Source organism: Kitasatospora sp. NPDC056651 (genome assembly GCF_042792155.1).
GTDB lineage: Bacteria > Actinomycetota > Actinomycetes > Streptomycetales > Streptomycetaceae > Kitasatospora.
The window spans coordinates 35,509-58,657 of sequence record NZ_JBHTWX010000030.1 but is presented as its reverse complement, the minus strand read 5'-3'; the positions used below and the strand labels follow the sequence as shown (position 1 = coordinate 58,657).

23 protein-coding genes and 1 pseudogene are annotated in these 23,149 nt (G+C 72.6%); 4 read left to right on the top strand and 20 right to left on the bottom strand.

Going from position 1 to position 23,149, the window contains the following annotated elements; all coding sequences use genetic code 11:
* Positions 1 to 30: 30 nt before the first annotated feature.
* The 4 genes from ACFRAR_RS14755 to ACFRAR_RS14740 form a co-directional block, all read right to left on the bottom strand.
* On the bottom strand, positions 31 to 225 hold the full coding sequence (locus ACFRAR_RS14755; RefSeq protein WP_380698427.1) for a hypothetical protein: 195 nt from the start codon (positions 223 to 225) through the stop codon (positions 31 to 33).
* A gap of 442 nt (positions 226 to 667) precedes the next feature.
* Positions 668 to 1,396 carry a phytanoyl-CoA dioxygenase family protein gene (locus tag ACFRAR_RS14750; protein WP_380698426.1) on the bottom strand — a complete coding sequence of 243 codons (729 nt, stop codon included), beginning with the start codon at positions 1,394 to 1,396 and terminating at the stop codon, positions 668 to 670.
* Positions 1,397 to 1,411: 15 nt separating this feature from the next.
* On the bottom strand, positions 1,412 to 2,281 hold the full coding sequence (locus ACFRAR_RS14745; protein ID WP_380698425.1) for an NDP-sugar synthase: 870 nt from the start codon (positions 2,279 to 2,281) through the stop codon (positions 1,412 to 1,414).
* A gap of 65 nt (positions 2,282 to 2,346) precedes the next feature.
* Positions 2,347 to 2,886: an NUDIX hydrolase gene (locus tag ACFRAR_RS14740; protein WP_380698424.1), complete on the bottom strand. Its 540-nt coding sequence runs from the start codon at positions 2,884 to 2,886 to the stop codon at positions 2,347 to 2,349.
* Between the two features lie 200 nt (positions 2,887 to 3,086).
* Between ACFRAR_RS14740 and ACFRAR_RS14735 the strand changes: the two genes are divergently transcribed.
* A complete protein-coding gene (locus ACFRAR_RS14735) occupies positions 3,087 to 4,280 on the top strand; it encodes a hypothetical protein (RefSeq protein WP_380698423.1) in 1,194 nt (397 codons plus the stop codon).
* Between the two features lie 263 nt (positions 4,281 to 4,543).
* Here the strand turns inward: ACFRAR_RS14735 and ACFRAR_RS14730 are convergent, their stop codons facing one another.
* The 8 genes from ACFRAR_RS14730 to ACFRAR_RS14695 form a co-directional block, all read right to left on the bottom strand.
* Entirely contained in the window at positions 4,544 to 5,200 is a 657-nt protein-coding gene (locus ACFRAR_RS14730; protein WP_380698422.1) for a DUF4913 domain-containing protein, read from the bottom strand.
* Positions 5,193 to 6,929, bottom strand: coding sequence for a type IV secretory system conjugative DNA transfer family protein (locus ACFRAR_RS14725; RefSeq protein WP_380698420.1), 1,737 nt, complete (start codon positions 6,927 to 6,929; stop codon positions 5,193 to 5,195). Before ACFRAR_RS14725 ends, ACFRAR_RS14730 begins: the two co-directional genes overlap by 8 nt.
* Complete coding sequence (locus ACFRAR_RS14720; protein WP_380698418.1) at positions 6,926 to 8,299, bottom strand: ATP-binding protein; 1,374 nt, start codon at positions 8,297 to 8,299, stop codon at positions 6,926 to 6,928. The genes ACFRAR_RS14725 and ACFRAR_RS14720 overlap by 4 nt, the downstream gene beginning before the upstream one ends.
* A gap of 152 nt (positions 8,300 to 8,451) precedes the next feature.
* Positions 8,452 to 9,900, bottom strand: coding sequence for an SCO6880 family protein (locus ACFRAR_RS14715; protein WP_380698416.1), 1,449 nt, complete (start codon positions 9,898 to 9,900; stop codon positions 8,452 to 8,454).
* Complete coding sequence (locus tag ACFRAR_RS14710; protein WP_380698415.1) at positions 9,897 to 11,345, bottom strand: hypothetical protein; 1,449 nt, start codon at positions 11,343 to 11,345, stop codon at positions 9,897 to 9,899. Before ACFRAR_RS14710 ends, ACFRAR_RS14715 begins: the two co-directional genes overlap by 4 nt.
* A complete protein-coding gene (locus ACFRAR_RS14705; protein ID WP_380698413.1) occupies positions 11,342 to 12,115 on the bottom strand; it encodes a hypothetical protein in 774 nt (257 codons plus the stop codon). Before ACFRAR_RS14705 ends, ACFRAR_RS14710 begins: the two co-directional genes overlap by 4 nt.
* Before the next feature lie 29 nt (positions 12,116 to 12,144).
* A complete protein-coding gene (locus tag ACFRAR_RS14700) occupies positions 12,145 to 12,429 on the bottom strand; it encodes a hypothetical protein (RefSeq protein ID WP_380698411.1) in 285 nt (94 codons plus the stop codon).
* A gap of 3 nt (positions 12,430 to 12,432) precedes the next feature.
* Complete coding sequence (locus tag ACFRAR_RS14695; protein ID WP_380698409.1) at positions 12,433 to 12,849, bottom strand: hypothetical protein; 417 nt, start codon at positions 12,847 to 12,849, stop codon at positions 12,433 to 12,435.
* Positions 12,850 to 13,125: 276 nt separating this feature from the next.
* Here ACFRAR_RS14695 and ACFRAR_RS14690 point away from each other — a divergent pair, with 276 nt between their 5' ends.
* The gene (locus tag ACFRAR_RS14690; protein ID WP_380698407.1) at positions 13,126 to 14,172 is read left to right on the top strand and encodes an NlpC/P60 family protein; all 1,047 of its coding nucleotides are present in this window, start codon (positions 13,126 to 13,128) and stop codon (positions 14,170 to 14,172) included.
* A gap of 93 nt (positions 14,173 to 14,265) precedes the next feature.
* On the opposite strand, the gene ACFRAR_RS14685 is transcribed toward ACFRAR_RS14690, so the two are convergent.
* Genes ACFRAR_RS14685 through ACFRAR_RS14675 form a run of 3 tightly spaced genes read right to left on the bottom strand, consistent with a single transcriptional unit; the run spans position 14,266 to position 17,559 of the window.
* Positions 14,266 to 15,420 carry a hypothetical protein gene (locus ACFRAR_RS14685; RefSeq protein WP_380698405.1) on the bottom strand — a complete coding sequence of 385 codons (1,155 nt, stop codon included), beginning with the start codon at positions 15,418 to 15,420 and terminating at the stop codon, positions 14,266 to 14,268.
* A 16-nt stretch (positions 15,421 to 15,436) separates the two neighbouring features.
* A complete protein-coding gene (locus tag ACFRAR_RS14680) occupies positions 15,437 to 17,182 on the bottom strand; it encodes a relaxase/mobilization nuclease domain-containing protein (protein WP_380698403.1) in 1,746 nt (581 codons plus the stop codon).
* Positions 17,179 to 17,559, bottom strand: coding sequence for a hypothetical protein (locus tag ACFRAR_RS14675; protein WP_380698401.1), 381 nt, complete (start codon positions 17,557 to 17,559; stop codon positions 17,179 to 17,181). The genes ACFRAR_RS14680 and ACFRAR_RS14675 overlap by 4 nt, the downstream gene beginning before the upstream one ends.
* Positions 17,560 to 17,766: 207 nt before the next feature.
* On the opposite strand from ACFRAR_RS14675, the gene ACFRAR_RS14670 reads away from it, so the two are divergent.
* The gene (locus tag ACFRAR_RS14670) at positions 17,767 to 18,096 is read left to right on the top strand and encodes a hypothetical protein (protein WP_380698399.1); all 330 of its coding nucleotides are present in this window, start codon (positions 17,767 to 17,769) and stop codon (positions 18,094 to 18,096) included.
* Between the two features lie 388 nt (positions 18,097 to 18,484).
* Here the strand turns inward: ACFRAR_RS14670 and ACFRAR_RS14665 are convergent, their stop codons facing one another.
* Together ACFRAR_RS14665 and ACFRAR_RS14660 are read right to left on the bottom strand one after the other, a co-directional pair.
* Positions 18,485 to 19,213 (bottom strand): carbon-nitrogen hydrolase family protein, encoded by a 729-nt coding sequence (locus tag ACFRAR_RS14665; protein WP_380698443.1) that lies wholly within the window; start codon positions 19,211 to 19,213, stop codon positions 18,485 to 18,487.
* 106 nt (positions 19,214 to 19,319) lie between these two features.
* Positions 19,320 to 19,445 (bottom strand): annotated as a pseudogene (locus ACFRAR_RS14660) (AraC family transcriptional regulator); the annotation flags it as partial.
* Between the two features lie 227 nt (positions 19,446 to 19,672).
* On the opposite strand from ACFRAR_RS14660, the gene ACFRAR_RS14655 reads away from it, so the two are divergent.
* Positions 19,673 to 20,710 carry a helix-turn-helix transcriptional regulator gene (locus ACFRAR_RS14655; RefSeq protein ID WP_380698397.1) on the top strand — a complete coding sequence of 346 codons (1,038 nt, stop codon included), beginning with the start codon at positions 19,673 to 19,675 and terminating at the stop codon, positions 20,708 to 20,710.
* Between the two features lie 157 nt (positions 20,711 to 20,867).
* Here the strand turns inward: ACFRAR_RS14655 and ACFRAR_RS14650 are convergent, their stop codons facing one another.
* The 3 genes from ACFRAR_RS14650 to ACFRAR_RS14640 all read right to left on the bottom strand — a co-directional run bounded on the left by ACFRAR_RS14650 (position 20,868) and on the right by ACFRAR_RS14640 (position 23,086).
* Positions 20,868 to 21,611 (bottom strand): hypothetical protein, encoded by a 744-nt coding sequence (locus ACFRAR_RS14650; RefSeq protein WP_380698395.1) that lies wholly within the window; start codon positions 21,609 to 21,611, stop codon positions 20,868 to 20,870.
* Positions 21,612 to 21,713: 102 nt separating this feature from the next.
* Positions 21,714 to 22,394 carry a YitT family protein gene (locus tag ACFRAR_RS14645; protein ID WP_380698394.1) on the bottom strand — a complete coding sequence of 227 codons (681 nt, stop codon included), beginning with the start codon at positions 22,392 to 22,394 and terminating at the stop codon, positions 21,714 to 21,716.
* A gap of 59 nt (positions 22,395 to 22,453) precedes the next feature.
* Positions 22,454 to 23,086 carry a LysE family translocator gene (locus tag ACFRAR_RS14640; RefSeq protein WP_380698392.1) on the bottom strand — a complete coding sequence of 211 codons (633 nt, stop codon included), beginning with the start codon at positions 23,084 to 23,086 and terminating at the stop codon, positions 22,454 to 22,456.
* Between the last annotated feature and the right edge of the window lie 63 nt (positions 23,087 to 23,149).

Genomic DNA, 23,149 nt, shown 5'->3' with positions numbered 1-23,149 from the left:
AAGCCGGTCGTCCCACCCTCTCCTACCTACTTACTCGGCCTGGTCACCATCGGGATCGACCGCGGCGCTGCCGGCCTCGGGCGGCGCCGCGGCCTCGTCCGTTTCCTTCCCGGACTCCGCATCACGGTCGCCGCCACGTTTCTTCCGCGCGTCCACTCCCTGCAGAGCAAACGAGCCCACAGCGGCGGCAGCAGAGATACCGCCAAAGATCATGTTCCAGTCCACAGCCAGTCTTTGTTGGTCAGAATGGACCGGGTCGGCTACGCGGTGAGGCTCCCTCGAAGCCCTCCCCATTGGCGCAGCCGACAGCGGCCCTTGTCGACAACACGACGAGGGCCAACGGAACCTGGCTCCGCGTCGTGGGGTCCGTGCTCGCACGGCTCGTCGACGTCGCGGCGTCATCGGGTTTCTGAAGGGGTTTTGAAGGCCTCGGGGACTTTTCCGATCTTCACCGGGCGATCTTCAGGTGACGAAGGTTTCTTGAAGATCATGACGGCGCCTCGGCAGGCCGATGAGCGGACGATCCGACCGGCGAGCGCACTTCCAGTCGGCTCGTCGGCTCGTCGGCGCGTAAGCGACTCAGTCGAAACCTCGCAGAGTGGTTCGAGCATCGCCATCGAGTCCAGGAGGTGGTTCGACCGAACCACCTCCTGGACGGGCGTCCGGGTCAGCTCGGCCGGTCGTTGCCCCGGTACAGGTGGGCGCCGGCGACGACCACCTGCCGCTCGGGGTCGGGGCGGGCGTCGAGCTCGTCGGCGGCCCGGTAGCCGAGGACCACGCTGGTGCGGGTCGATCCGCCGCTGTTCGCGCCGACGGTGTGGAAGGCGGTCCCGTCGAAGAGCAGGACACCGCCGGTGGGGACCGGCACCGGTACGGCCTGCTCGGCGAGGTCGGCGAGTTCGGGGTGCTCGTCCATCCAGGTGCCGCCGCCGTCCGGCTGCGGGACGCCGACGTACGGCGCGCGGTGGGAGCCGGGGACGATCCACGTGCAGCCGGTCTCCACGGTGGCGTCATCGAAGTACACGACGGCGGTCAGCAGCCCGCGGGTGGGCTGGAGGATGTCGCGGTGCAACCGCGACTCCTGGGCGCCGGGGGCGTTGAGGGAACCCTGGTTGTGCCGGTTGAGAACGTAGACCACGTTCGGTCCGAGCAGCATGGTCAGCGGCCCGGTCAGGGCGGGGTGGGAGACGAGGCGGTGCATCAGGGTCCGGTCGTGCTGGTAGAGCCGGTAGACCTTGGACTGCCCGGCGGGCAGGCGGGCGGCACGGGCGCGGACCACCTCGGCGACGTCGGACAGGAGGTCACGGGGCAGGCCGGGGCCGGGCAGGCGCAGGTAGCCGAGGTCGCGGAAGTGGCGGACCTGCTGTTCGGTCAGCGCAGTCGGTTCGGTGAGCACGGTGCTGACCTCCTTTCAGACGGTGGTGCGGCCGAAGGCGGCCAGGCGGTCGGGGGTGCCGAGGTCGGGGGCCGGGGTGCGGATGTCGTAGGCGCCGATGGGTTGGCCCTGGCTGATCGCCCAGGGCATGAACTGCCGGTACAGGTCGGCCTCGCAGGGGCGGGCGAGGCGTCGGGCGTACTCCTCGAAGAGGGCCCGGAAGGGGAGGGGGGCCAGGATGACGGCGCCGGTGCTGGTGGCCTGCCGCAGGCCCTGCCGGCTTGCGGCGGGCAGGGTGGCGTCCACCCCCTCCAGGGCGTGGACGACGAACGCGCCGTCGGGATCGAGGAAGAGCCGGCCCGCGTTCTGCGCACCCTGGCCGGGCACGCTGGTGACGGTCCAGGTCACCGCCGCCGCCCGGTCACGGTGCGCCGCGAGGGCCGAGGGCAGGAGCGCGGCGGGGAAGAGCGTGTCAGCGGGCAGGACCACCGCGGCCGGGGTGTCGGGCAGATGGGTCAGGGCCGCGTAGGCGGCGCCGGCGGTGCCGAGCGGGCGGTCTTCGCGGTGGACGGTCAGCTCCACCTGCCGGGCAGAGTGGGTGAGGGCGTAGGTCTCGACGGCCTCGGCGCCGCTGGCGTGGTCGGTGCTGGTGAGCACCGCGATACGGCGGAACCCCACGGCGGCCAGTTGAGCGAGCGCGTGGCCCAGCATCGGGGTGCGGCCTGCGGGGGTGTCGATCGGCACCAGCACCTTCGGCGTGCGGTTCAATTCAGGGTCGCCGCCCGCACGCAGGCGGCAGCCCTTGCCGCCGGCCAGGACCAGGGCGGCGGCCCGGGTGGGCAGGGAGACGAGGGTGCTGGTGTACCAGTCGGCGGGGCGGGTGTCGGTGGTGCTCCGTTCGGTCACGTGGTTCTCCCGGGGTGGGCGGGTGAGCATGGGTGCCGCGGCCCGGCCCGCCCGCCGACTCCCGGTCACAGGAGGTTCAGCGCGTCCAGGGCGAGGTAGGCGGCGGCGGTGTCGGTCATCTCGCCCTTGCGGAGCACGGTGGTGCGGAACTCGTCCAGGGGGAGGGTGACGACGTCGATGAACTCGGTGCGTTCCGGGGTCGGCTCGGCGACCTTGACGCAGTCGGTGGCGAAGAAGGCGGTGCGCAGGACGTTGGAGTAGGCGTCGTGCCAGTACGGTCCGGCGGCGTGGACTGCGCCCCGGTAGCCGGTTTCTTCCAGCAGCTCGCGGGCGATCGCCTCGATCGCCTCTTCCCCGGGTTCGATCAAGCCACCGGGGAGCTCGTACAGCACCCGGGCGGGGCCGGGCCGGTACTGGCGGGCGAGGATGACGTGCCGGTCGGGAGTGAGGGCGAGCACCGCTCCGCCCGGGCGCTCGCGCTTGAGGTAGAACTCCTCCTTCTGTCCGTCGGGCAGCTCGAAGTCGACGCGGTCGACGGACCGGCCGAACTTGCTGAAGACGGTGGTGCGTTCGATCTCGCGCCACGACGCGGTGGTGTCGGTCATGGCTGGACTGTACGGCCCCGAGCCGGCCCCGAGCGTCCGTTGCGCGGCCTGCCAGTGTTCGGTCCCTGCTGGTGGGTCGGGCACATCCAGGAGACCACCTGATCGGGTGAAGGCGGCAGGGCAGGTCGGTGGGCAGTCCGCGGGCCGCTTGATACGCTGAATCATCTCCCTGAACCGAGAGTTGGGGGTGGTGCGCTGTGGTGAACGCGCTGTTCAGGCACGCACGGCTCGCCCTGCATTTGACGCAGCGTCAGGTCGCCGACCGGGTTCGGGAGGTTGTCGAGGAGGCGACCGGGCGGGAATCGCCGTTTGACGCCGGCTACGTCTCGCGCATAGAACGGGGCCTCATCACCTGGCCGCACGAGCACTACCGGAAGGCGCTCTGCCTGGTGTTGAGGGTGGGTACGGCGGCCGAGCTGGGCCTGGTCGCCAAGCAGATCCACCACGATCATCCCGATGAGGTGAGTGACTCGAACCGCCGAGACGTCCTCGCCGCCGCGCTGGCCGCCCTGCTGCCACCCGACCGGCCGCTCTCCCGCCTGCGCAGGGCCGAGGTCACCGCGATCGCCGAGCGTACCAGCGTCCTGGAGCACTGGGACCGCGCCTCCGGCGGCCGTGCCGTGCGCGACTTCGCACTGCGCGAACTGCACGCCGCCATCGACCTCACCACCGCATCGACCACCCCCGCCGTGCGTACCGCGCTGCTCGGTGTGATCACCCGCCTGGCCAACCTGACCGCCTGGTCCAGCTTCGACGTCGGCCTCCACGACGAGGCCCGCCCGCTGTTCCAGCTGGGCCTGACCGCCGGCCGCGAGCACGGCGACCCCGGGCTGCTGTGCCACCTGGCCACCAACGCGGCCCGCCAGGAGATCCACCTGCGCCGCCCCGACCAAGCTCTCCTGCTGGCCGAGCGGGTGAACGGGCGCCTGCCCGCCGCCGCGCGGGCGATGCTCGCCGCTGTCACTGCCCAGGCCCACGCCCTGACTGGTGACGAGCGGCAGACGGCCCGACACCTGCTGACCGCGGAGCGCACCTACGAGCGCGTCGTCGACCTCTCCGCGGGGCCGGCCTGGACCCAGACCATCACCGCCGCCAAAGTCGGCAGCGACACCGGCTTCGCCCTCTACCTGCTGTCCACCACCACCGGCCACCACAACCCCCAGGTCGTCGCCGACCTGCGCCGGGCCGCCGAAGCCGACACCACCCAGGCCCGGGTGCGGGCGATGGCCACCGCCCGCCTGGCCACCGTGCTCTACCGGCAGGGCGAGCGCATCGAAGCCGACCACCACGCCGCCCGGGCCGCCGCACTCGCGGCCACCGTCGGTTCCGCCCGCCTGACCTCCGCCCTCACCGACATGCACCACGCTGCCGGTGCGCCGCCGACCGCCTGGTAGGCACCACCAGCACGCCGAAGGGCGGACCCGACCATCCAGACCGGGGCCGCCCTTCGGCGTTCAGCCGGAGGCGAGTTCGATCAGGTCGGCGAGGTACCCCTCGGTCGACACCCGGCGCGCGCGGGCCGCCGCCGCCCGTGCCCGCAGTACGACGACGGCCCGCCCGCCGGAACCGACGCGGCTGCCCGCGCACCGGGCGTCCGAACTGTCCCGAGAGGTCGGCGCGCTCCATCCGCGCAGGAAGCCCCGGTAACAGTGGCCGATCAGACCTCGTCCTCCGTGCCGCACCAGGCGCTGGGCACCAGTCCGGGCAACCGGTGCTCGGTCCGGTGCTCACCCTTGGTGCAACCACCGAACGGGCCACCCGGGCCGCGCAGGGCGGCGACATGGGGGCGGTAGTGGTCCCGGTACCAGACACTGGGCCCCGTGAACCCGCAGGTGGCAGGATCGGTGAGCTCCTGCCAGGCCAGCCACAACGCGTGCAGCACGCCGACGGCGTCCCAGTGCTCGATCCACCGGTGGCACCACCGGGCGTCGGCGGACACCTCGGCGAGGCAGCCGGGAACGAGGACGCCCTCGACCCACTCCGCGAGCAGCCTCAGCTCGGCGTCCCGCTGCTCACCTTCAAGGAGGAAGAGGAAGGGCGGGTACTGCCACTCGGTGTCGTCCTCCCGCTCCTCCTGCTCCTCCCGCTCCTCTCCGGTGTCGCCGGGTGCCTCGCCCCCGCCAGGCGGCCTGCCCCCGTCGCCCGCCGACCCGGCTGGTCCCGACCCGGCTGGTCCCGAGACGACTGTGCCCGAGACGACTCTGCCCGACCCGGCCTCCCGCAGGTCCCGCAGTTCGGCCTGAACGGCCCGGAGCACGGCCTTGAGATCCTCCACGTCCTCGGTGAGCGCCCGGTCCGCGGCTTCGTCAGCCACGGCGCGCCGTCTTCCGCTGCTCCCAGGCGACAGCGGCACGCTTGGCGATGGCGGCCTCCTCGGACGTCATCGCCGGGCCGAGGTGGGCCATGGCCGCTTCCTCGTACCAGGGGCGCAGGGCGATCCGGGCGACGGGCATGCCGGTGGACAGCAGCAGGGCGGTGCCGCGCTTCATGGCGCGGACCTGGGCGGGTTCGAGGATCTGCTCGCGGTGCTCGCTGAAGGACGTCGAACCACCGTCGCGGCTCCTGGAACGGGACTCGCGGGTGATGTCGTGGTTGCCGACCAGGGTGGCGATGTCGCTGACGAAACGCGGGTCGTCCAGGCCGACACCGATCACCTTCTTCGTGGCCGCGCCCCACAGCGCGTCCATGCCGACCTCCCCCCAGGCCCGTACGCCCTGCCGGTAGGACTGGAGGATCGTGTACGGGGTGATGCCCCGTGACCCGAGATGGCTGTAGAGGTCGGGCAGATCCTCGATCCGGCAGATGTTGGCCGCCTCGTCCAGGACGGCGCGCAGCGGCTCGGGCAGACGCCCGCCGTGGCGCTCGCCGGCCTCGGAAGCCGCGGTGAACACGGAGTCGGCGAGGGCGGCGACGACGGCGGAGGCGGCGCCGCCCTTCCTGCTGAGCAGGTAGAGGGTGTCCCGGCTGAGCGCGAACTCCTCCGGCCGGAACCGGGGCCGGTGCTTGTCGGGGAGCATCCAGGCGAGCACCTTCTCGTCGCGCAGCGCGCTGACGGCGGTACGGGCGTTCTGGTAGATGCCGGACTGGGTCTCCTCGGCGATGTTGATGGAGCTGTCGACCTGTTCGGCGAGGACCTCCTCGTGCTGGTACAGGATCCGCAGCGGCGCCCGCTCCTTGGGGTCGGCCAGCCACCTGAGCACGTCCCGCACGGTGGCGCCGTCCCACCAGGCGGCACGGAGCATCCCGACCAGCAGATCGCTGGCGCCCTGGGCCCAGAACGGGTCGGCCCCGTCCGACTTCACCTGGTTGACGAAGTGCGAGGCCAGGCGCTCGGCACGGTCGAGCGTCTCGGCCTCGGCGACGATGTCCCACCACCATGCGCGCTCGATCCGGGCGACGCCCTGGGTGTCGAAACCCCAGACGTCGCCCGCCCTCCGGCGGGAGGCCAGGGTGGCGGCGTAGACGTCCGGCTTGTTGCTGGTCAGCAGCAGGGCCGCCGGGGCCTCCTCGGCGACCGGGATCGCGATCGCGGAGGACTTGCCGGCCCGGGGCGCCATCAGGGCGAGGTAGGTGTCCTCGTCGGAGCCGCGCAGCTCCACGCCGGTGGGCAGGTGGTCCCCGAGCAGCACGCCACGATCGCGCGCGGCCACATCCTGTGGCCTGACGTCCCGCAGGGACACCCGGAGCCGGGCGGCGGTGCGGGCGGCCCGCTCGGGGGTGAGGTCGCGCACCTGGTGGAGGGTGGCGAGGTGGGAGGCGTTGTGGAACCAGCGCAGGCCCGCCCACAGACCCCGGACGATGCCGGCGACGACGGCGAGGTCGAGGAGCGCGGCGCCGATGCCGCTGGCGGTGGGGGAGTGCGGCCAGACGGAGTGCCAGTCACGCGCCATCTCGAGGACGGTGTACGGGCTGAGCGCCGGGATGCCGGCTCCGCTGAGGGCGGCGCCTGCGGCGGCCCCGGCCCAGGTGGACGCGGACAAGGCCACCGAGCCGCCGACGAGGACGCCACCGGAGAGCCACGCCCGGTCGTTCTCGGTCATCATCGACGAGTCTCCTCAGTCTCGTTCCCGGCCGCGTCGGTGTGGTAGAGCCTCTGTTCGGTCGTGGTGAGCGTCATCGACGCGGCGATGCCCGGCCGACTTCCGAGTTTGATCAGGTACTTGCCGCGCCCGGGGTGGATCTGGTCGGTGGTGTCGAGACCGGTGCTGGTCGCCGAAGCCCAAGACGTGATCATCATCCGTTCCTGCTCGGTGAGGGCTCGTTTGCCGGAGACGCGGCTCAGTTCCTCGTCGGTCGAGCCGCCGATCACCCAGGTGTCGCACCGGTCCATCAGCCCCCTCGCCTTGGCCCGGTCCTCCTCGGTGGGCAGGGCCTCCATGTCCTGGAGCGAGTGCGTCACGTAGATGGTGACGTCGTCGGTGGTGCGATTGAGACGGCTGATGGAGTCCATGGCATCGACCAGGCCGGGGCCCGATCGCAGGGCCCGCCACATCTCGTCCATGGGCAGTACCAGCCGGCGACGGATCACGCCGAGGCTGCGTGCGCTGTCGATCGTGCTGTAGGTGTAGGCCCAGCTGGCGATCATGCCGGCGGAGACGACGTCACGGCCCCTGGCGCGTAGGGCGTCGATGTCCACGGACACCGCCGGGGCGTTCAGGTCGATCGGTGTTGTGGTCGGCCCGTCGAACATGCCCTTCAGCGGCCCGTCGACCAGGTTGTCCAGGCCGGCCACGACCGAGCGGGTCAGGTCGAGGTAGGTGTCGCCCTCGGCGGCGAGCTTGGCCCGCAGGGCCTCGGGGGCTTGGCGCAGTACGGCGATGACATCGGGGATGACCGGGTCGGTGCCTGGTGTGGCGTCGGCGGCGAGCTGTACGGCGGTGGTCAGCGCCGAGCGTTCGATCTCGTCGGGCTGGCGGCCGAGTCCACACCTGGTGGCGAGCAGGGCGCCGAGGGTCTCCAGACGGCGGGCGTTCAGGCCGTCCAGCAAGGCCCCTCGCTCGGCGGCGGGCAGCGAGGCCAGCCGGCCCGGCAGCGGGCCGGAGTCGAGCGGGTTGATCCGGTCGGACCCGGTGCCGATCCTCAGTACGCTGCCGCCGAGTTCGCGGATCAGAGTGGTGTACTCGCCCTTGACGTCCGCCGGCACACACATCATGTGACCGAACGCGGCGTAGACGAGGCAGAAGCGCTTCACCAGAGCGCTCTTGCCGACACCGGGCTGCGCCATCACCCAGACACCCGGGTTGGTGGTCAGTTTTCCGGTCCAGCCGGACGGGTCGGCGCACACCAGCTCGCCAGTGAGCACGTCGGGGCCGACCGGAACCCCGCGTGCGGGCAGGCCCGCACCGAGAAGGAACGGGCCGATCAGCCCGATCTGGCTGGTCGGTCCGGTGTAGACGGTGCCGGTGTCCTCCACGGCGGCGCGGCCGCCGAAAGGGCCTCCCCAGCCCAATCGCGGGGCGTGGATCCTGCCACCGGTCCGTGCCCGTCGTGGCCTGGCCCCGGGCGCGGCGTCAGGGACCCAACGAGGAGTCAGCAGTTTCGTCTTTCCCGACTTCACGGGCCTTCCTACTTCACGAGGGGGTTGTAGCCGATGGGCAGTCCGGCGGCGAAGACGGCTGCCTGGGCACCGAAGGCCGGTCGCATCCGGATTCCCCGGGTTCCGGCGACGGCGAGCTTCAGCTCCTGAAGGGCCGCGGGCAGATCGGTGGGCGTCCGGGCAGTGGTGGTGACCGACAAGGTCCAGTCGACGACCTGGGCACCGCCGGCCACCTGGCGAGCGGCCTGCTCCGCGCGTTGGTAGTCCGCCTTCTGGGACCACCGGGCGCGGCCCTTGACCTCCGCGGTGGCCTGAGCGCGGTGCTCGGCGGCGGAGATCTCCCGCTCCAGCAGCGCTTCACCTTCGTGCGGCTCCAGGACGCGGTAGCCCAGGGTGATCCTCCGCTGGAACCGACCGGGGGCCAACAGCGGCAGCAGCACGCTGTACGGAATCGGTCGACGCGGCATCTCCTCCAGAACCCAGCTGGCCGACACCGCGCCGTCGTGGGCGTAGGACTCCACCCAGTCGTCGGCGGCGACCGGGCCGCACTCTCCCCACTGCAACTCGCCGAACTGCTCGTCCCGAGCAAGAGCCACACCGGGGTCGTAGGCGGAGCGGACGATACGGCGCAGATCGGTCGGGGTGGCCCTGCGCACCATGTCGGTCCCGGTTCCGCTCAGATCGAGGGTGTCCACCACCCGCAGGGTCTCGCCGACCTGCTCGGCGAGGTCGGACGGGGGATTGGCGGTCGCGCACGGGTCGACGGTCACGCTCATCCAGGAGGCAACCTGGGCAGTGGCCTGCGGCGTGGTGCGAACCAGCTCGTCGATGGTGTCCAGAGCGAGTCGGGGAGCGTCCGGCCGACGGCGGGCCCGGACGTCGTCGGCCAGGGCCTCGCCCGCGCCCGGAGTGATCTGGATGGTGACCGAGGCGCCCTTGATCTGCTCCGCCGTCGCCATGGTGTTGAGGACCTCGCCCCAGGTACGCAGCCCGGAGCGCACAGCACCGGTGTGCGCCATGAGGCTCCCACCGGGCGCGAGCAGAGTCGAGACCGTCATGCGACCGGTGGAACGGTCGTGGACGACCCCGACCTTGCGGCCGGTCGTGGGGTCGTGGGCGGCGATCAGCGACGAGCTCGCGCCCACCCCGGGCAGGTCGAGTGAGTAGGGCTGCGGGAGAAGGACGCGTCGGTAGGAGGTGGCACCCGCGTGGTACGCGCGCCACCACGCCAGCCGGGCCCGGTAGTAGGCCAACGCCGACATTCCGTGCCGTCGTACGGCCGCCAGCCCTACGACGGCACCAGTCAGCGGGAGGGTGACGAGCAGGCTGGCCGGGTGGCGGACGCCGATGAGCCCGTCAGCCGCCATCGCCATCGCGGCGCCGATCGTCGCCTCCTTGGACAGGTTTCCCATACCGAAGGAGCGGCGGGTGCGCAGGCCGCTCACCACCAGCCCGTCAGGTACCTCCCGGGTACTCACAGCCGACCTCCTCCATGTCCGTTCCCGATCTCGCCCGCGCCGCGCTGTACGACGTCGTTCAGCCCGTCCAGCACCTGGATGGTCAGGCCGGCCCCACCCGCCGCCGCGCCCGCGACGCCGGAACCCGCTGCGCCCGGTGCTCCGGGCGCGCCGTCGAGGGGTGTGGACGGCGCGGGGATGTGGCCGGCCTGTGCCGCGCTGTTCCGGGCCGCGTGGGAGAGCGCCTCGCTGCCCGTCTCCGCCTGCCCGTCGGCGCCGGAGTTCGCGGACATCGCCTGCTCGACACGGCGCGCGTGTTCGACCGCGCTGACCGGTCGGGTACCGCCCTCGGCACCGGCGCCTCCGGAGTCGTCGGTCTCGCTCCCGCTGCGTCTCCTGTGGGAGACGTAGGAGCCGGCCGCGGACATGGCGGCTACCGCCCCGCCCGAACCCATGGCGCTGCCGACCTCGTCGGCGACGGGACCGAAGATCCGTACCAACGCGGCCGGGGCGAGCGCCCCGAGCATCAGCGTGGTCAGGCCCCGCAGCCACTCGACCACGGTTCCGGCGTGTCCGAACTCCGCGAACCCGCAACAGATGATCACCGCGACCATCGGCTTGTAGACGATGCCGACGAGGATCGACCGGATCAGAAGCGGTGCCCACTTGCGCGTGGTCTCGCCGCCGACCCGCCCGGCGCCCGCGATCGGCAACAGCAGGCACTGGACCGGGATCGCCGAATTGCGCAGAAAGATCAGCACGAGCTGGACGAACCCGACCGGCACCAGCACCAGCAGGCCGCAGATGACGATGAACGGGTTGACCACGTCCGGGACCAGGACGTCGACGATGTGCCCGGTGGCGGCTCCGGAGTCACCGAAGGTCCGGTCGACCAGCCCGTCGGTCAGCACGTCCCCCGTCCTGAGGAGAAGAGCGACGCCAAAGACCCCGCCCGCGCACAGCAGACAGTTCTGCAACCACCCGCCGAGGGCCAGGCCGAGGTGACGCATCTGGCCGGTGACGGCCATGCGGCCGATCTGCCACGCCAGGCCGGCCGCCGAGACGACCAGCCCCAGCCACACCAACATCCCCGCCAGTGTGGCTCGTTCACCGAACAGCCCGGTGTCCTCAAGCCTCAGTGACGGCCCTTGCAGGGCGACCGTCAGCGTGAACCTCACGAGTCCCTTGACGAACTCGATTCCGGCCTTGAGCAGTTCCCCGAAGGCGGAGTTCCAGAGGTCCCTCCACTCGGTGGAGATCGTCTCGTTGACGTTCTCACCGAGACTCTTGCAGTGATGGCCGTCGGTGACGTGGTCGAACATGCCGACCACCCCGAAGTCGCAACCCGCCTCGATGATCGAGCCGATGATGCCGTCCTTGTCGTCGGCCATGGCCGGTCGGCCGACCATGACGCCGCCGACCAGTGTCATGAGGACGAGGAGCAGAACGGACAGACGACGCCTCACGACGCCTGCCTGATCGCGGTCCAGCCCTGCGCGTTGAACGCCGCGTCGCCGGGCGCAGCGATCTCTGGCACGGTCGCGGGGGCAGGGGAGGCGCCACCGGAAGGGTCGAGCCTCCAATCGCCCTCCCGCCACACCACCCCGACGGTCCCCACCACGTAGACGACCGACTCCGGACTGCTCCCGCCCGACTTCCGCGCGTTGCGCAGCAGCAGATGGGCGGTGACGGCGTCGGGTTCGGCCTGGACGAGCTTGAAGCCGACCATGCTGCTGCGCATCCACGCACCGGCCGGAAGCGGACCGGTCTCCGGCAGGCTCATGGCTGCGCGGGCACGCGCGTCGGTCTTCGCCGCTCCCTGGCGGATCCGCTGCTCCCGGTCCGCGCTCCGGTCGGCAGCCGCGGTGTAGGTGCGGTAGAAGGTGAGCTCCTCGTCCACCAGGGTCCTCGAGCCTTCGACGTCGAACCCGGAGCAGGCCACCAGCATGCCGATCGCTCCGGCGGTGGTGTGAGGGAAGGCGACCTCCAGGCCGCTGAGGGCGCCCGCCCCTCGGGGAACCGCGAGCCAGTGGTCGGGCTCCGTCCAGGTGGCCGGGAGGCTGTAGGTGGACACCGGTACCGGGACGGTCGTGGCCGACACCGCCGACGGTGACGGGGGCGCAGCGGCGGGTTGGGGGGTCGTGGGCCGGTCGTCGTGGGACAGGATCGTGTAGCCGGTCAAGCCGACGACGGCGGCGAGCATCGCCCCGGCGCCCCACAGCACGACACGGGACACGAGGCCGTTCCTCCTCCGGAGCCGCGCCATCAGCCCACGATGCCGTTGAGGATGGAGATCAGCGAGCCGGACAACAAGATCGCGAAGACTCCTGCCCCCATCCACTTGAACGGCTCGCTCCCGCCACCGTGACGGCTCTTCTCCGTGATGGCCAGCTTCCAGACGCCGTAGCCGGTGGCGCAGACACCGGCGAGGACCAGGAGCCAGAGGCCGTAGCCGAACATGGTCGAGACCATGCCCTCCATCCCCGGGATCTTGGTCGGCTTGGCGGCGGGGATCAGCCCCGAGTTCTTGGGGTCTTCGGCGATGAACATCAGTCACTTCCCTTCGAGCTGGGCACGTAGCCGGAGGGCCGCGCGCGCCACGGCGGCGTCGGCCAGGGCGTCTTCGGCGCGTTCGACCGAGCGGAGCGCCGGCAGGTACGGCAGGTGCACCGTTCCGGCGAGGCGTCCGCCCAGGGCGCGGAGCCGGTAGCGGGCAGCCGCCGCGGGGCGGGCTGGGACGTCGGCCACCACGACGAGCCAGGGTCTCGCCAGAGCGCTGGGCCACCTTCGGAGGATGGCCTCCACCTGCACGGTGCCGTAGACGGTGCCGGGGGTGACGATCACCGGCTGGACGCCATACGGCATCGGTTCTCCCGGTCCGAGTCCGCGGGCCCGCAGGCCCCGGCCGTCGTCCCCGTCGAGCATCCGAAGCACCACGGCGGAGGCGATGTCGTAGCCGTGAACCGGCATGAGCCCGTACCTCGGGATGGCGGGTGCCTGCTGTGCCGGTACCACCGGATTGGGCGTCACGCCGCAACCTCCCCCAGTAACTCGCGTTGTCAGAGCGGCCTTTCGGCCACGAGGCGGCCTTTCGGCCACGAGGCGGCCTTTCGGCCACGAGGCGGCCTTTCGGCCACGAGCGGGGCCGTCATATTCGGCCACGTGGCGTAACGCCGCTGGTGGTGCGGAAGGCACGGCCATCCGCCCATTCGGGCCTATCGGCGCATCTCACAAAGGGGGGTCTCCGTGAAGAAGGTTCTGGTCGGGTGCGCGGTGGCCCTCGTGCTGCCGCTCGTCGCGGTCGTCGCGGCGTTCGCTCTGGTGGTGTCGGCGGGAGCCGCCACCGAGAAGGGCGACGTGCCGGTCGGCGACGTGGCGGTCGGCGGGGTGCCCGAGGAGTACCGGCCATGGGTGCTCCGGGCCGCAGGCGACTGCCATGACCCGGCTCTGACACCGGAGTTGCTCGCGGCCCAGCTGTTCGAGGAGAGCGGATTCCGCGCCGACGCGCGCAGCCCGGTCGGCGCGGAGGGTCCGGCGCAGTTCATGCCGGGCACCTGGGCGACCTGGGGGAGGGACGACGATCTCAGCGGCACGGCGTCGCCCTTCGACATCGGAGACGCCGTGATGGCGCAGGGGCGGCTGATGTGCAGTCTGCTCGGGCAGGCGGCGGCGTCCGGCATCGCCGACGACCCCCGCCGCCTGGCGCTGGCCGGCTACAACGCGGGGTGGGCCGCGGTGGAGGCCGGCCGCGGCGTGCCGCCGTACGCCGAGACCCGACGCTATGTGGCGGACATCATGGGCAACGTGGGCCGCTTCCACGGCACCGGCCCGTTCTCGGAGATCACGGGGTACGGCGTCGGCCCGGACACCGCCCGCCGGGCCGCCACCCAGCTGGGTGTGCCCTACAGCTACGGCGGCGGCAGCCCGGCCGGTCCGAGCCGTGGCCACTGCGACGCGGACGGCGGGTACCGGGACGGGCGGTGCCTGGCCGAGGAGACGGTCGGCTGGGACTGCTCGGCTCTCGTCCAGTACGCCTACTGGCCCGCTCGCCGGCTTCCCCGCACCGCCGCCGAGCAGTACTCCGCGACGGCCGACCGCCCCGTCGCCCACGCCGACCTCCGAGCCGGCGACCTGCTGTTCTGGCGCCACGACGGCAGCGGCCACGTCTACCACGTGGCTCTCTACATCGGCGACGGACTGATGATCTCCGCGCCGAAGACCGGCGACGTCGTCAAGAAGACCCCCGTTGCGGACATGCCCGCCTCCGACTTCGCGGGCGCCACGCGACCGTAGGAAGGGCCGTGTCGGGTGTTCCGCCAGCCTGCCTGCCCGATCTGCCTGCCCGACCTGCCGGGCCGATCTGCCCGGCCGATGGGAGTGGTGCCGCTACCGTGACCGTCCTGCGCCGGCATTCGGGACGGGGGCTCGGTGAGCAGCGGGCCGGGGACCGCCGGGCCCCGCGCCGCGCGTCCATGGCGGGGGCGGCCCCGCGGCCGCCGACGTGGCTCGTGCCGCCTCGGTCACCACCGCGGCCGACGTGACGGAGTCGCACGCCGGCCTGCGCAGCGCCTCGCTGGCGGCCCGGACCAGACGGGGCACGAGGTAGGAGACAGGGCCGGACTCCCACCCGCGATCACGCATCAGCCGCACCAGGTGATCCCGGACCGGCCTGCCGTCGTCCTGCATCCGCGCCATCCGAGCGGCCAGCAGCGGCCACTGGCGGGAGTTCACCAGCAGCGCCGCCTCACGCTCCCGCCCGGGCAACGCCTCCTGGACCCAGCGAACGTAACGGTCGTTCTCCGTCCGGCTCACGCCCAGCTGCGCCAACGCCCTTGGGCGGTCTCCCAGGTCGAGATCCCCCGGTAGGTCCAGCCCCACTGTCAACGGACCGTAGGAGCGAAGGGAATCCCGGCTCGGCACGCCCGCCGACCGCCGGGCGGCGCCAGACCTCCGGTCGGCGTCAGACCCCCGGTCGACCACCCGATCGACACCGACCCCCTCGGCGTACGCGGCCGCCAGCAGCCGCCGGACGTCGACACCCCGTTCCCGGAGTTCCCGCATCGTCGCGGCGATCTCCGGCCACAAGGGAGAGGCGAGGATCGCCTCGCGCACCGGACCCGCCGGCATGCTCGCCCGGAGCAGCCCCGCCCACTCCTGATTCCGCTCGGCCGCGACCCGCGCCGAGTCGGCCAGGACGGCATCCCGCACCGACACCGCGATGTCCCCCACCCGGGGCAGGAACTCCTCCAGGTTCACCCCGGACCGCCGCAAGGCGACCAACTGCCGGGCCATGAACGGCCAGTCCGGACCGGACATCAGCATCCCGGCCAGGTCAGGGGCGAGCAGGGCCTTGAGATCCCCGGCCGCCTCGGAAAGGGCCAGGTCGGTCGGCGGCAGCGGGTGCTCCCGTCCCGACCCGCGCTGCGCCGCGCGGCGCACCGCGTCCGCGACGGCCAGCACCAGGCGCACCGCGGCCGTCGCCGTCTGCACCGCCTCGCCGGCCGCGTCGGCGAACGGTTCGCCCGGGTAGGGCATGGTCATCATGAACTCCTGTCGGTCACAGGCCCCGTTTGGGCCCTTCCGGTTCGTTGCCGGGGAAGCGCTTCGTCTCGGCCGCAGGGCCGGAGGTCTTCCCGGCGCCCGATGGTGGCGCGGAGGCGAACCGCGGCGGAGCCGTCGCCGCCCGCCTGTCCGGCGCCGCCCCGTGAGCACGGGCCCACCCGTCCAACCTCCAGACGAGAACCTGCGCGACGGACGCCGCGGAGTGGAGCTCACGCCGCGCCGCGACCGCCGCGAGTACCGCGGCGGGGTCGAAGCCCTGCCGCTCCAAGGCCGTCAGGCGTCCGCGCAGGACCGGCCAGACGGAATCCACCAGTACCGCCGACGCGTGGCCGGGAAGAGCCTCCGTCACCACGCCGGTCAGCCGTGACGACCGGCTGGGCCTGGCGTCAGCCGATCCCGCCCGCCTCGTGCGCGACCGGACTCCGGTACCCGCGGCTGCCCCGGTGCTCATCTCCACGGCTTCCCGCAACGACCGGCCGGCTCTACCGGCCGCCTCGGCCTGGGGGTGATGGCCCTGTTCCTCGTGCCAGAGCCGCGCGGCCGCGACGGCCGTGACCAGCGCCAGGAGGAACCCCAGAAAGGCGGCCGCGTCGTTGCGGCCGGACGACCTGGCCGACGACACGAGGATCCGGGCCGAGGAACGCAGCAGCATCCGCGCCTCACCGTCCAGGTCACGCCTGCCCGGAGCCCTGGCTGCCCGCTCGAACTCCGCCGCCGAAGCACGCAGACTCGGTTCGACCAGCGGAGGCACGGCACCCGACGCCACCACGAGAAGGTCGCCGAGCGCGGCCACATCGCCGGCCCCTGCCTGCCGTCCGCCACGGCCGAGCGAACCCGACACCGTGCGGAGGTTGTGCTCGAGAGCCTGCCAGAACGCGTGACGCGACACCTCCGGCTCCGGGACCGGGACCTGCCAGCGCTCGCGGACCCGGGGGAGCGACAGGTCGTAGGCCAGGCTCGAACCCGCGAACCACACCGCCCGGTCGGCCCGATCCCGGTCGCCGGGCAGCGCGACCGTGTACCCCGTCGGGGCGCCGTTGCCCGAGCCGCAGCGCTGCGCCACCCGCAGGCCGCAAGAGCGGAGACGGGCGAAGAAATCCTCCTCGCTCGCCGCGGCCGCCGCAGCCGTACGGACGGTCCACTGGAGCTGCTCGCGCGCGCTCACAGGCAGGTGACGGCGTGAGGCCTTCCGGGTCTCGCCGGTCGTCGGCCACCGCTTCGCCGTCCGATCCCCTGACATCAGCCGGCGCAGTCCCCACCGCACCTCCAACTGTCGGGCGAGCCGCTGCATCCGCACGATGTCCTGCCGCAGATCCGGCTGGATCCCGTCCTGGCGGATCTTCGTCGCGACGATGTGGATGTGGTCGTCCGCGTGCCGGACCGCCACCCAGCGGCAGCCCCACCTCTCGCCCTGCGGAGCGACGCCGGCGGCGCTCATCATCGCCCGGGCGACCTCGGCCCACTGCTCGTCCGTCAGAAGCGGATCCTCCGGCGCCACGCGTACCGCGACGTGGTAGACGTGTTCGGCCGGCGCGCTGCCACGGGACGCGTGCACCGGAGCGTCCAGGAGCAGCGCGAGATCCCCGACCGTCGTGTCCGGCGACCGCGCGGGGTCGGGCACCCACGGCCCCCAGGCGGCGACCAGACGCGGGTCCTCGTGCTCGTCCCGCTTTCCGGGACCGTACAGGTAGGACAGCAGCCCGGCGGTGTCACTTCCGCCCTTCGCCCTCTTGGGGATCACCAGCGCGACGCCCGCTCCCGCATCAACTGCATCGTCGCCCGGTCGACCCGCCGCACGGCCTCCTGGACGAGACCGGTGGCGGGCCGCGCGTCCAACGGGCCGACCGACCCCAGCCACTCGCCGATCCGCACCAGTTCCCCACGCGATCTGATGACTTCCGCCAGCACCTCCCGGGCGTCCGCGGACACCGGTACGAGCTGATCCTTGGCGACCGCCAACGCCTTTCGAGCCACCCACGCGGACACCACCATGCCGTCACGTTTCGCCGCCTCGCGCACGATCGCCAGCTCGGCATCGTTGTACGCCAGATTCACCCGGTTCGACCGCGGCGACCGCATCTGCCGCTCCCGCCGCCGCGCGCCCTCCGTACCACTCACCGTCGATCCTCCTCGGCTCCGCGGACCGGCGTTCCGCAGACCGGAACGAAGGCGGCCATCGCCGCGATTTCCCGCTGCGCCACACTGCTTCGCGATCGAACTGACCGCCAGCCGATACGCCGGAGTGGCAGCTGAAAATCACCGACACGGGTGATCTCTGCGGGCAGCTTCGAAACCACTCGAAGTGATGGCCCTACGATCCGCAGCATGACGAGAGAAGACGAGTTCCTGAGGCGAATGCGCGAGATCCAGGACGACCGCGAGAAGGCCATTGTCTCGCTCGCAGCCGTCATGGCGGAGCGACAGCGCCTCAAGGACCAGCTGGCCGATACCGAGGCCCCGTACGGAAGCGCCTACGCAGCCGCCGAGGCAGCCGGCTGGAGCGCGGAGGAGCTCGCCCGGCTGGGCGCGGAGACGCCCGCGCGCCGACCCAAAGGACGGCCCCGCAAGCACACCCCGACCACCAGGACCACCCTCCCCTCCCCCTCACCCGGTGACGGGGAAAGCCTCGACAGCGTCGGCGCACAAGCCGGCTGAGCGCCGGCGCGACTTCGTCGCCGCTGCCCACAGCGCCGCTGCCCACAGCCACAGCGCTGCCCACAGCGAGTTAGTGGTCAGTGTTCCATCGACGCTGGAGCACACCCTTCGGGCCCTGACGCGACGAAGACGTGCCGCGAGTCGCCCAGGGGCCGCCCGGTCCGCCGCCACCTCGCGTCCCCCGGACGGTCGGAGTCGTTCTGGCCGGCGGTCGCCGGGGAGCCCCTGTACGCGTTCGAGCAGGCCCTGACCGAGGGACAGGGGGTTTCGCTGCCGCCGCGGCGGGCCGTGCCGAGGGTGGTGCGAAGGCAGGTCCGGACGGCGAGCCGGATCCCGCGAAGGCTCCTGCCCGGGCACGGCGTCGGCGCAGGGCCCGGGCCTCGGTCCGTCAGCGCACCTCGGCGAGGGCGAACCCCTCCCGGTCGGGGCCCGCGTCGGCGATCCGCTCGCCGTCCGGGCCCCACGCGCCGCTGCGCCCCACGCACGGGCCCGCCTCGCTCGGGCCGACGAGGTTCGCCAGGACCACGTGCAGCCCGAAGTCCCTGGCCCGTACCGGGTACACCTCCTCGAACGAGTCGTTGTCGGCGTCCAGCGCCGAGCTCGCCAGATAGACGGTGCAGCCGTCCGCGGCGGCCCGCTCGGCGATATCGGGGAAGCGGTTGTCGTAGCAGGTGGCGAGCGCGAACCGGACGCCGTCGAGGGTGAAACGCCCGTCGGTGGCGCCCGGGACGAAGACCTCGGCCTCGACGCCGTACAGGTGCCTCTTGTCGTAGCGGGTGAGGAGTTCGCCGTCCGGGCCGACGACCAGCGAGGTGACGCTCGGCCGGCCCTGGGCTCCGGCCGTGAGCACCGGTGCGTTGACGACGGCCGCCGCCCCCGCCGTGCGGCAGGCCTGCCGCACGGGATCGAGCCGGGCGTCCGTCTCGGTGAGGCAGAGGGCCGGGGTGGCGCGGACGAGGGACGGCTCGTAGCCGGTGAGGGCCAGCTCGGGGAAGACGACGACGCGCGCGCCCTCGGCACCGGCCCGGCGTATCAGGCCGGACACCGTCCGGACGTTGGCCTCGACATCCCCGGCGACCGGGGCGAACTGCGCAGCTGCGATGATCACACCGGCCATCATCCCGCCTGCTCACCAAGGACGGAACCCCGGGTGGCACCCGGGCGGAACCCGCCGCCCTCCTGCCTGCCGGACCCGGACCCGGACCCGGGCGTGCCGGGCCGGTTCAGCTCCTCCGCCGGTACGCGCCGGGGGCCGGCCCGTGAGCACGCTTGAACGCGTTGGCGAAGGCGAACTCGGAGGTGTATCCCACCTGGGCGGCGACGGATCTCAGGGGAGCGTCCGTCAACCTCGTTCCGCTGGACCCGCAGGATGCCGCTGCCCTGGCAGCCGCGGTGCGGCCGGGCGGGTGGGTCGTCTCCATCGCGACCCCGTGGAAGCGACCGTCGGCCGGCGGGCATCTGGCCGGAACCGGGTTCGGCGCGCATCCGGGCCTGCGGACCTCGTAGCGCGGGCGTGACAATGGCACCGGGGATGGCCTTGTCCGCGGGCGAGGACGATGTGTCCGAAGGGGGCGGGATGTCCGCACAGGAGAAGAGCGCGCTCCAGGTTGACGGTTTGTCCGAGAAGGACCGTTTTGAGTACTGGCGGGACGTGCTGGGGAAGACACGGGAGTGCGAGGCGACGAGTGCGCACGCGGACGAGTTCACGGGGCAGGTGCGGTGCTTCGGCCTGGGGCCGGTGGTGCTGTTGGGGTCGTCGTTCCCGTCGGCGCGGTTCCGGCGCACCGAGCGGATGATCCGGCGTTCGGACCAGGAGCTGTACTACCTGACGGTGCTGACCTCCGGGTTCCACGGGCTCAGGCGCGGGCGGGACCAGGCAGAGACCTTCGGTGTCGGGGACATCTCCTTCATCGACAGCTCCACCGCGCACGACGTGCGGATGGTCGGGGAGCGGGCCCCGGGTCGGGGAGGTCCGGAAGTCGCCGGCGTGGGCATCGACCTGCCCGTGTCGCTGTTGCCGGTGCCGCCGCACCGGCTGCGCGACCTGCTCGGGCGCAGGCTCTCCATCGGGGAGGGAACGGGTGCGCTGCTGGCGGACTTCGTGCTCGGCCTGGACCGCCAGGCCGCCGGTCTGCACCCCGTCGAGGCGGCGCGCCTGGGCGCGGTCGCGGTCGACCTGGTGTCGGCGTGGATCGCCCGGGAGCTCGACGCCGAGCGCATGCTGCCCGAGGAGGCCCGGAGGCGGGCCCTGGTGGAGGGCATCCGGGCGTTCGTCCGGGGCAACCTGCACGACCCGGGGCTGACCCCGTCCGTGGTCGCCGCCGCCCACCACATCTCCGTCAGTCATCTGCACCGCCTCTTCGCGCGCTACTTCGAGGGGGAGAGCGTGGCGGGGTTCATCCGCGGCCAGCGGCTGAGGAAAGCCCACCGCCAACTCGCCGACCCGCTCCTGCTGGCCCTGCCGGTCCACGTCATCGGCGCCCGCTGCGGCATCCCCAGCCCCTCCGTCTTCAGCCGCGCGTTCAGAACCGCCTACGGCCTCTCCCCACGCGAACACCGTTGCCGGGCTCAGCCCGGTCCGGCGGGCGAGGAGGCGCGGGGCACGGAGCCGTAGACGCGGCGCGGGTTCCACCGCCGGAGCGCCGATCCAACTGAGGCGTGCACGGGGAACCCCCGGCCCGCCCAGGCCATGGACCTGTACGGCGGACACGGAGCGCTCCTGGAACGGCAGCCGCCGCCAGACGGGCTGTGCTCCGTGGGGCGGGCCGTCCTCAGCCGGCGGTGCCGAGGGCCTCGGCGAGGCGGGCCTCCTGGTCGGGTGAGAGGCCGAGACGGCTGCCGCGGGGGCTGTGGGCGCCGCCGCAGAGCAGCACGCGGCTGGTGTGGGCGGTGGTGCCGGCGCCGCCGAGTGGAGCGGCGGCTCCTGCGAAGTACCACGTCTCGCCGTCCCAGAAGGGGTGGTCGAGCAGGGCCTCGGCGAGGGTGGCCGCGGCCTCGGGCGGGGTGCCGGTCGCGGTGAGGGCACCGGTGACGGTCGCGGCGGCGTCGGCGGGCAGGTCGGCGTCGCCGAGGACGGGCAGCAGGAGGAGCAGGCGGGCGTCCGGGTCGGTGATCCCCGGCCCGTCGCCGGGGTGCCGGGCGATGTGGACCAGTTCGCGCCAGGCGAGCCCGGGGCCGGTGAAGTGGCCCTCGGTGCTGGCCAGTGAGCGTGGCCGGTCCCAGTCGGGGTGGGCCAGGTAGTAGTCGACCCCTTCGTCCTCGGCGGCGTTGCGGTGGACGACCAGGATGCTGTGGCCGTGTCGCAGGGGCAGCCGGACGACGGGCCAGGTGGCCGGGTCGGAGAGCCGCTCGTACGCGGCGTCCACGTCCGCGGGGTCCGCGCCGAACAGCGCGGGCTCGGGATCCAGATCCTCCCCCTCGGCGAGCCACAGCAGGTAGGCGGCCCAGAAGCCCGGCAGGTGGACCAGTTCCTCGCCGGTGGCAAGAGGCTCGTTCTCGTATCCAGGGATCAGCACGGGCGCATGCTCTCACCCGGCTCCGACATCGCGCGGAACGGGTCGGCACCTGCGGAGGAGCCCTTGCCCGTGGGGGCCGGTCCGTTGGTGGTGCCGGCGGGCTCAGGGTGCCGCCAGGGCGACGGCGAAGCCGTGGTCCGGGATGTCGAGGAAGCGCCGGTTGAACCGTACGAAGGGTTCGATGAGCAGGTCCACGAAGACCAGGAAGGCCACCGTGCCCACGCCCACCGGCCCGCCCAGCAGCCATCCGGCGAGCAGCAGCACGCCCTCGATCAGTCCCTTCGCGCACCAGAAGGGCCAGGTCCGGCGGTGCCGGATGGTGATCGCGAGCAGGTCGATGGCGCGGATCCCGAAGCCGCTCATGATGATCAGCGCCGACGCGTACGCGCACAGCAGCGCGCCGAGGAGCATCAGCGGGTAGCTCCGCAGCCCCAACCAGGCCATGGGCCGCAGCCATTGGAGGAGGTCGATCAGGCTGCCGCACAGGAAGAAGGTCACGAAGGGCGAGACCACCGGGCGCTTGCGGTTCCACACCGCCCACGCCCCGATGCACACCACCGCGACGGCCGCCTGGCAGATCCCGATGGTGAGCGGCAGGTGTCTGAGCACGCCGAGGGAGAAGACGTCGAGCGGATCGGTGCCCAGGTCCGACTGGATGAAGCAGTGGGCGCCCAGCGAGAAGACCAGGCAGCCGGCCAGGTACACCAGGGCCCGGGGCAGTAACGCGCCCGGCCGGCGCGGGTTCCCGGCCGGTGCGGTGCCGAGGGGGTGACGGGTGGTCATGGGGTCCTCCAGGGGAGCGGGCGCCCGGCCCGCGATCGCCCCGGAGGCGGGGAGAGGGGTCAGGCGAGCGACTGGTAGGCGAGGAAACCGCCGAAGAGGATGACGCCGACCCCGGCGACCAGGTCGACCCCCTTCAGCAGCCGGGCGCTGAACCGCCGGCGGAACACGAGCACGCCGGTGCTCAGCACGGTGAACCACAGCAGCGTGCCGCAGCCGACACCGACGAGCATGGAGACCGAGGCGGGCAGCGTCCCTGTGACGTCCGCCGCCGTGGCCGCGGCGAAGGCGGCGGCCCAGTAGCCGATCGTCGCCGGGTTGGAGGCGGTGGCCGCCAGCGCGGTGCGGAACGCCGCCGGCGGGCGGACCGGCTCCGGGTCCCGCTCGTCCTCGGGGGCCGTCTTGACCTGGAAAGCGGCGCGCAGCGAGCGCGTGCCGATGTACACCAGCACCGCCGCCCCGGCCAGGCCCAGACCCGTCCGCAGCGCCGGGACGTCCAGCAGCTTGCCGACGCCGGCCAGGCCCAGGCCGGCGTAGGTGACGTCCACCAGGGCCGCGCCCAGGCCGATCGCCCATCCGGTGGGGAAGCCGTCGCGCAGGACGCTGCGCACGCACAGCAGGCCGATGGGGCCGAGGGGCAGGGCGACCAGGAAGCCGAGGCTGAGCCCGGCGAACCACGCGGGGAGGATGTTCACCGTCCGCCTCCGCGGGTCACCGGGGTCATTCCGTTCCGACCTGATTCCCGGTGCGGGTACGTG

Coding starts and splice junctions, on each gene's coding strand:
- ACFRAR_RS14655 (WP_380698397.1), top strand. CDS start 19,673: ATGTCCGCACAGGAGAAGAGCGCGCTCCAGGTTGACGGTTTGTCCGAG.
- ACFRAR_RS14685 (WP_380698405.1), bottom strand. CDS start 15,420: ATGACCATGCCCTACCCGGGCGAACCGTTCGCCGACGCGGCCGGCGAG.
- ACFRAR_RS14670 (WP_380698399.1), top strand. CDS start 17,767: ATGACGAGAGAAGACGAGTTCCTGAGGCGAATGCGCGAGATCCAGGAC.
- ACFRAR_RS14645 (WP_380698394.1), bottom strand. CDS start 22,394: ATGACCACCCGTCACCCCCTCGGCACCGCACCGGCCGGGAACCCGCGC.
- ACFRAR_RS14725 (WP_380698420.1), bottom strand. CDS start 6,929: ATGATGACCGAGAACGACCGGGCGTGGCTCTCCGGTGGCGTCCTCGTC.
- ACFRAR_RS14665 (WP_380698443.1), bottom strand. CDS start 19,213: ATGGCCGGTGTGATCATCGCAGCTGCGCAGTTCGCCCCGGTCGCCGGG.
- ACFRAR_RS14740 (WP_380698424.1), bottom strand. CDS start 2,886: ATGACCGACACCACCGCGTCGTGGCGCGAGATCGAACGCACCACCGTC.
- ACFRAR_RS14695 (WP_380698409.1), bottom strand. CDS start 12,849: ATGCCGGTTCACGGCTACGACATCGCCTCCGCCGTGGTGCTTCGGATG.
- ACFRAR_RS14700 (WP_380698411.1), bottom strand. CDS start 12,429: ATGTTCATCGCCGAAGACCCCAAGAACTCGGGGCTGATCCCCGCCGCC.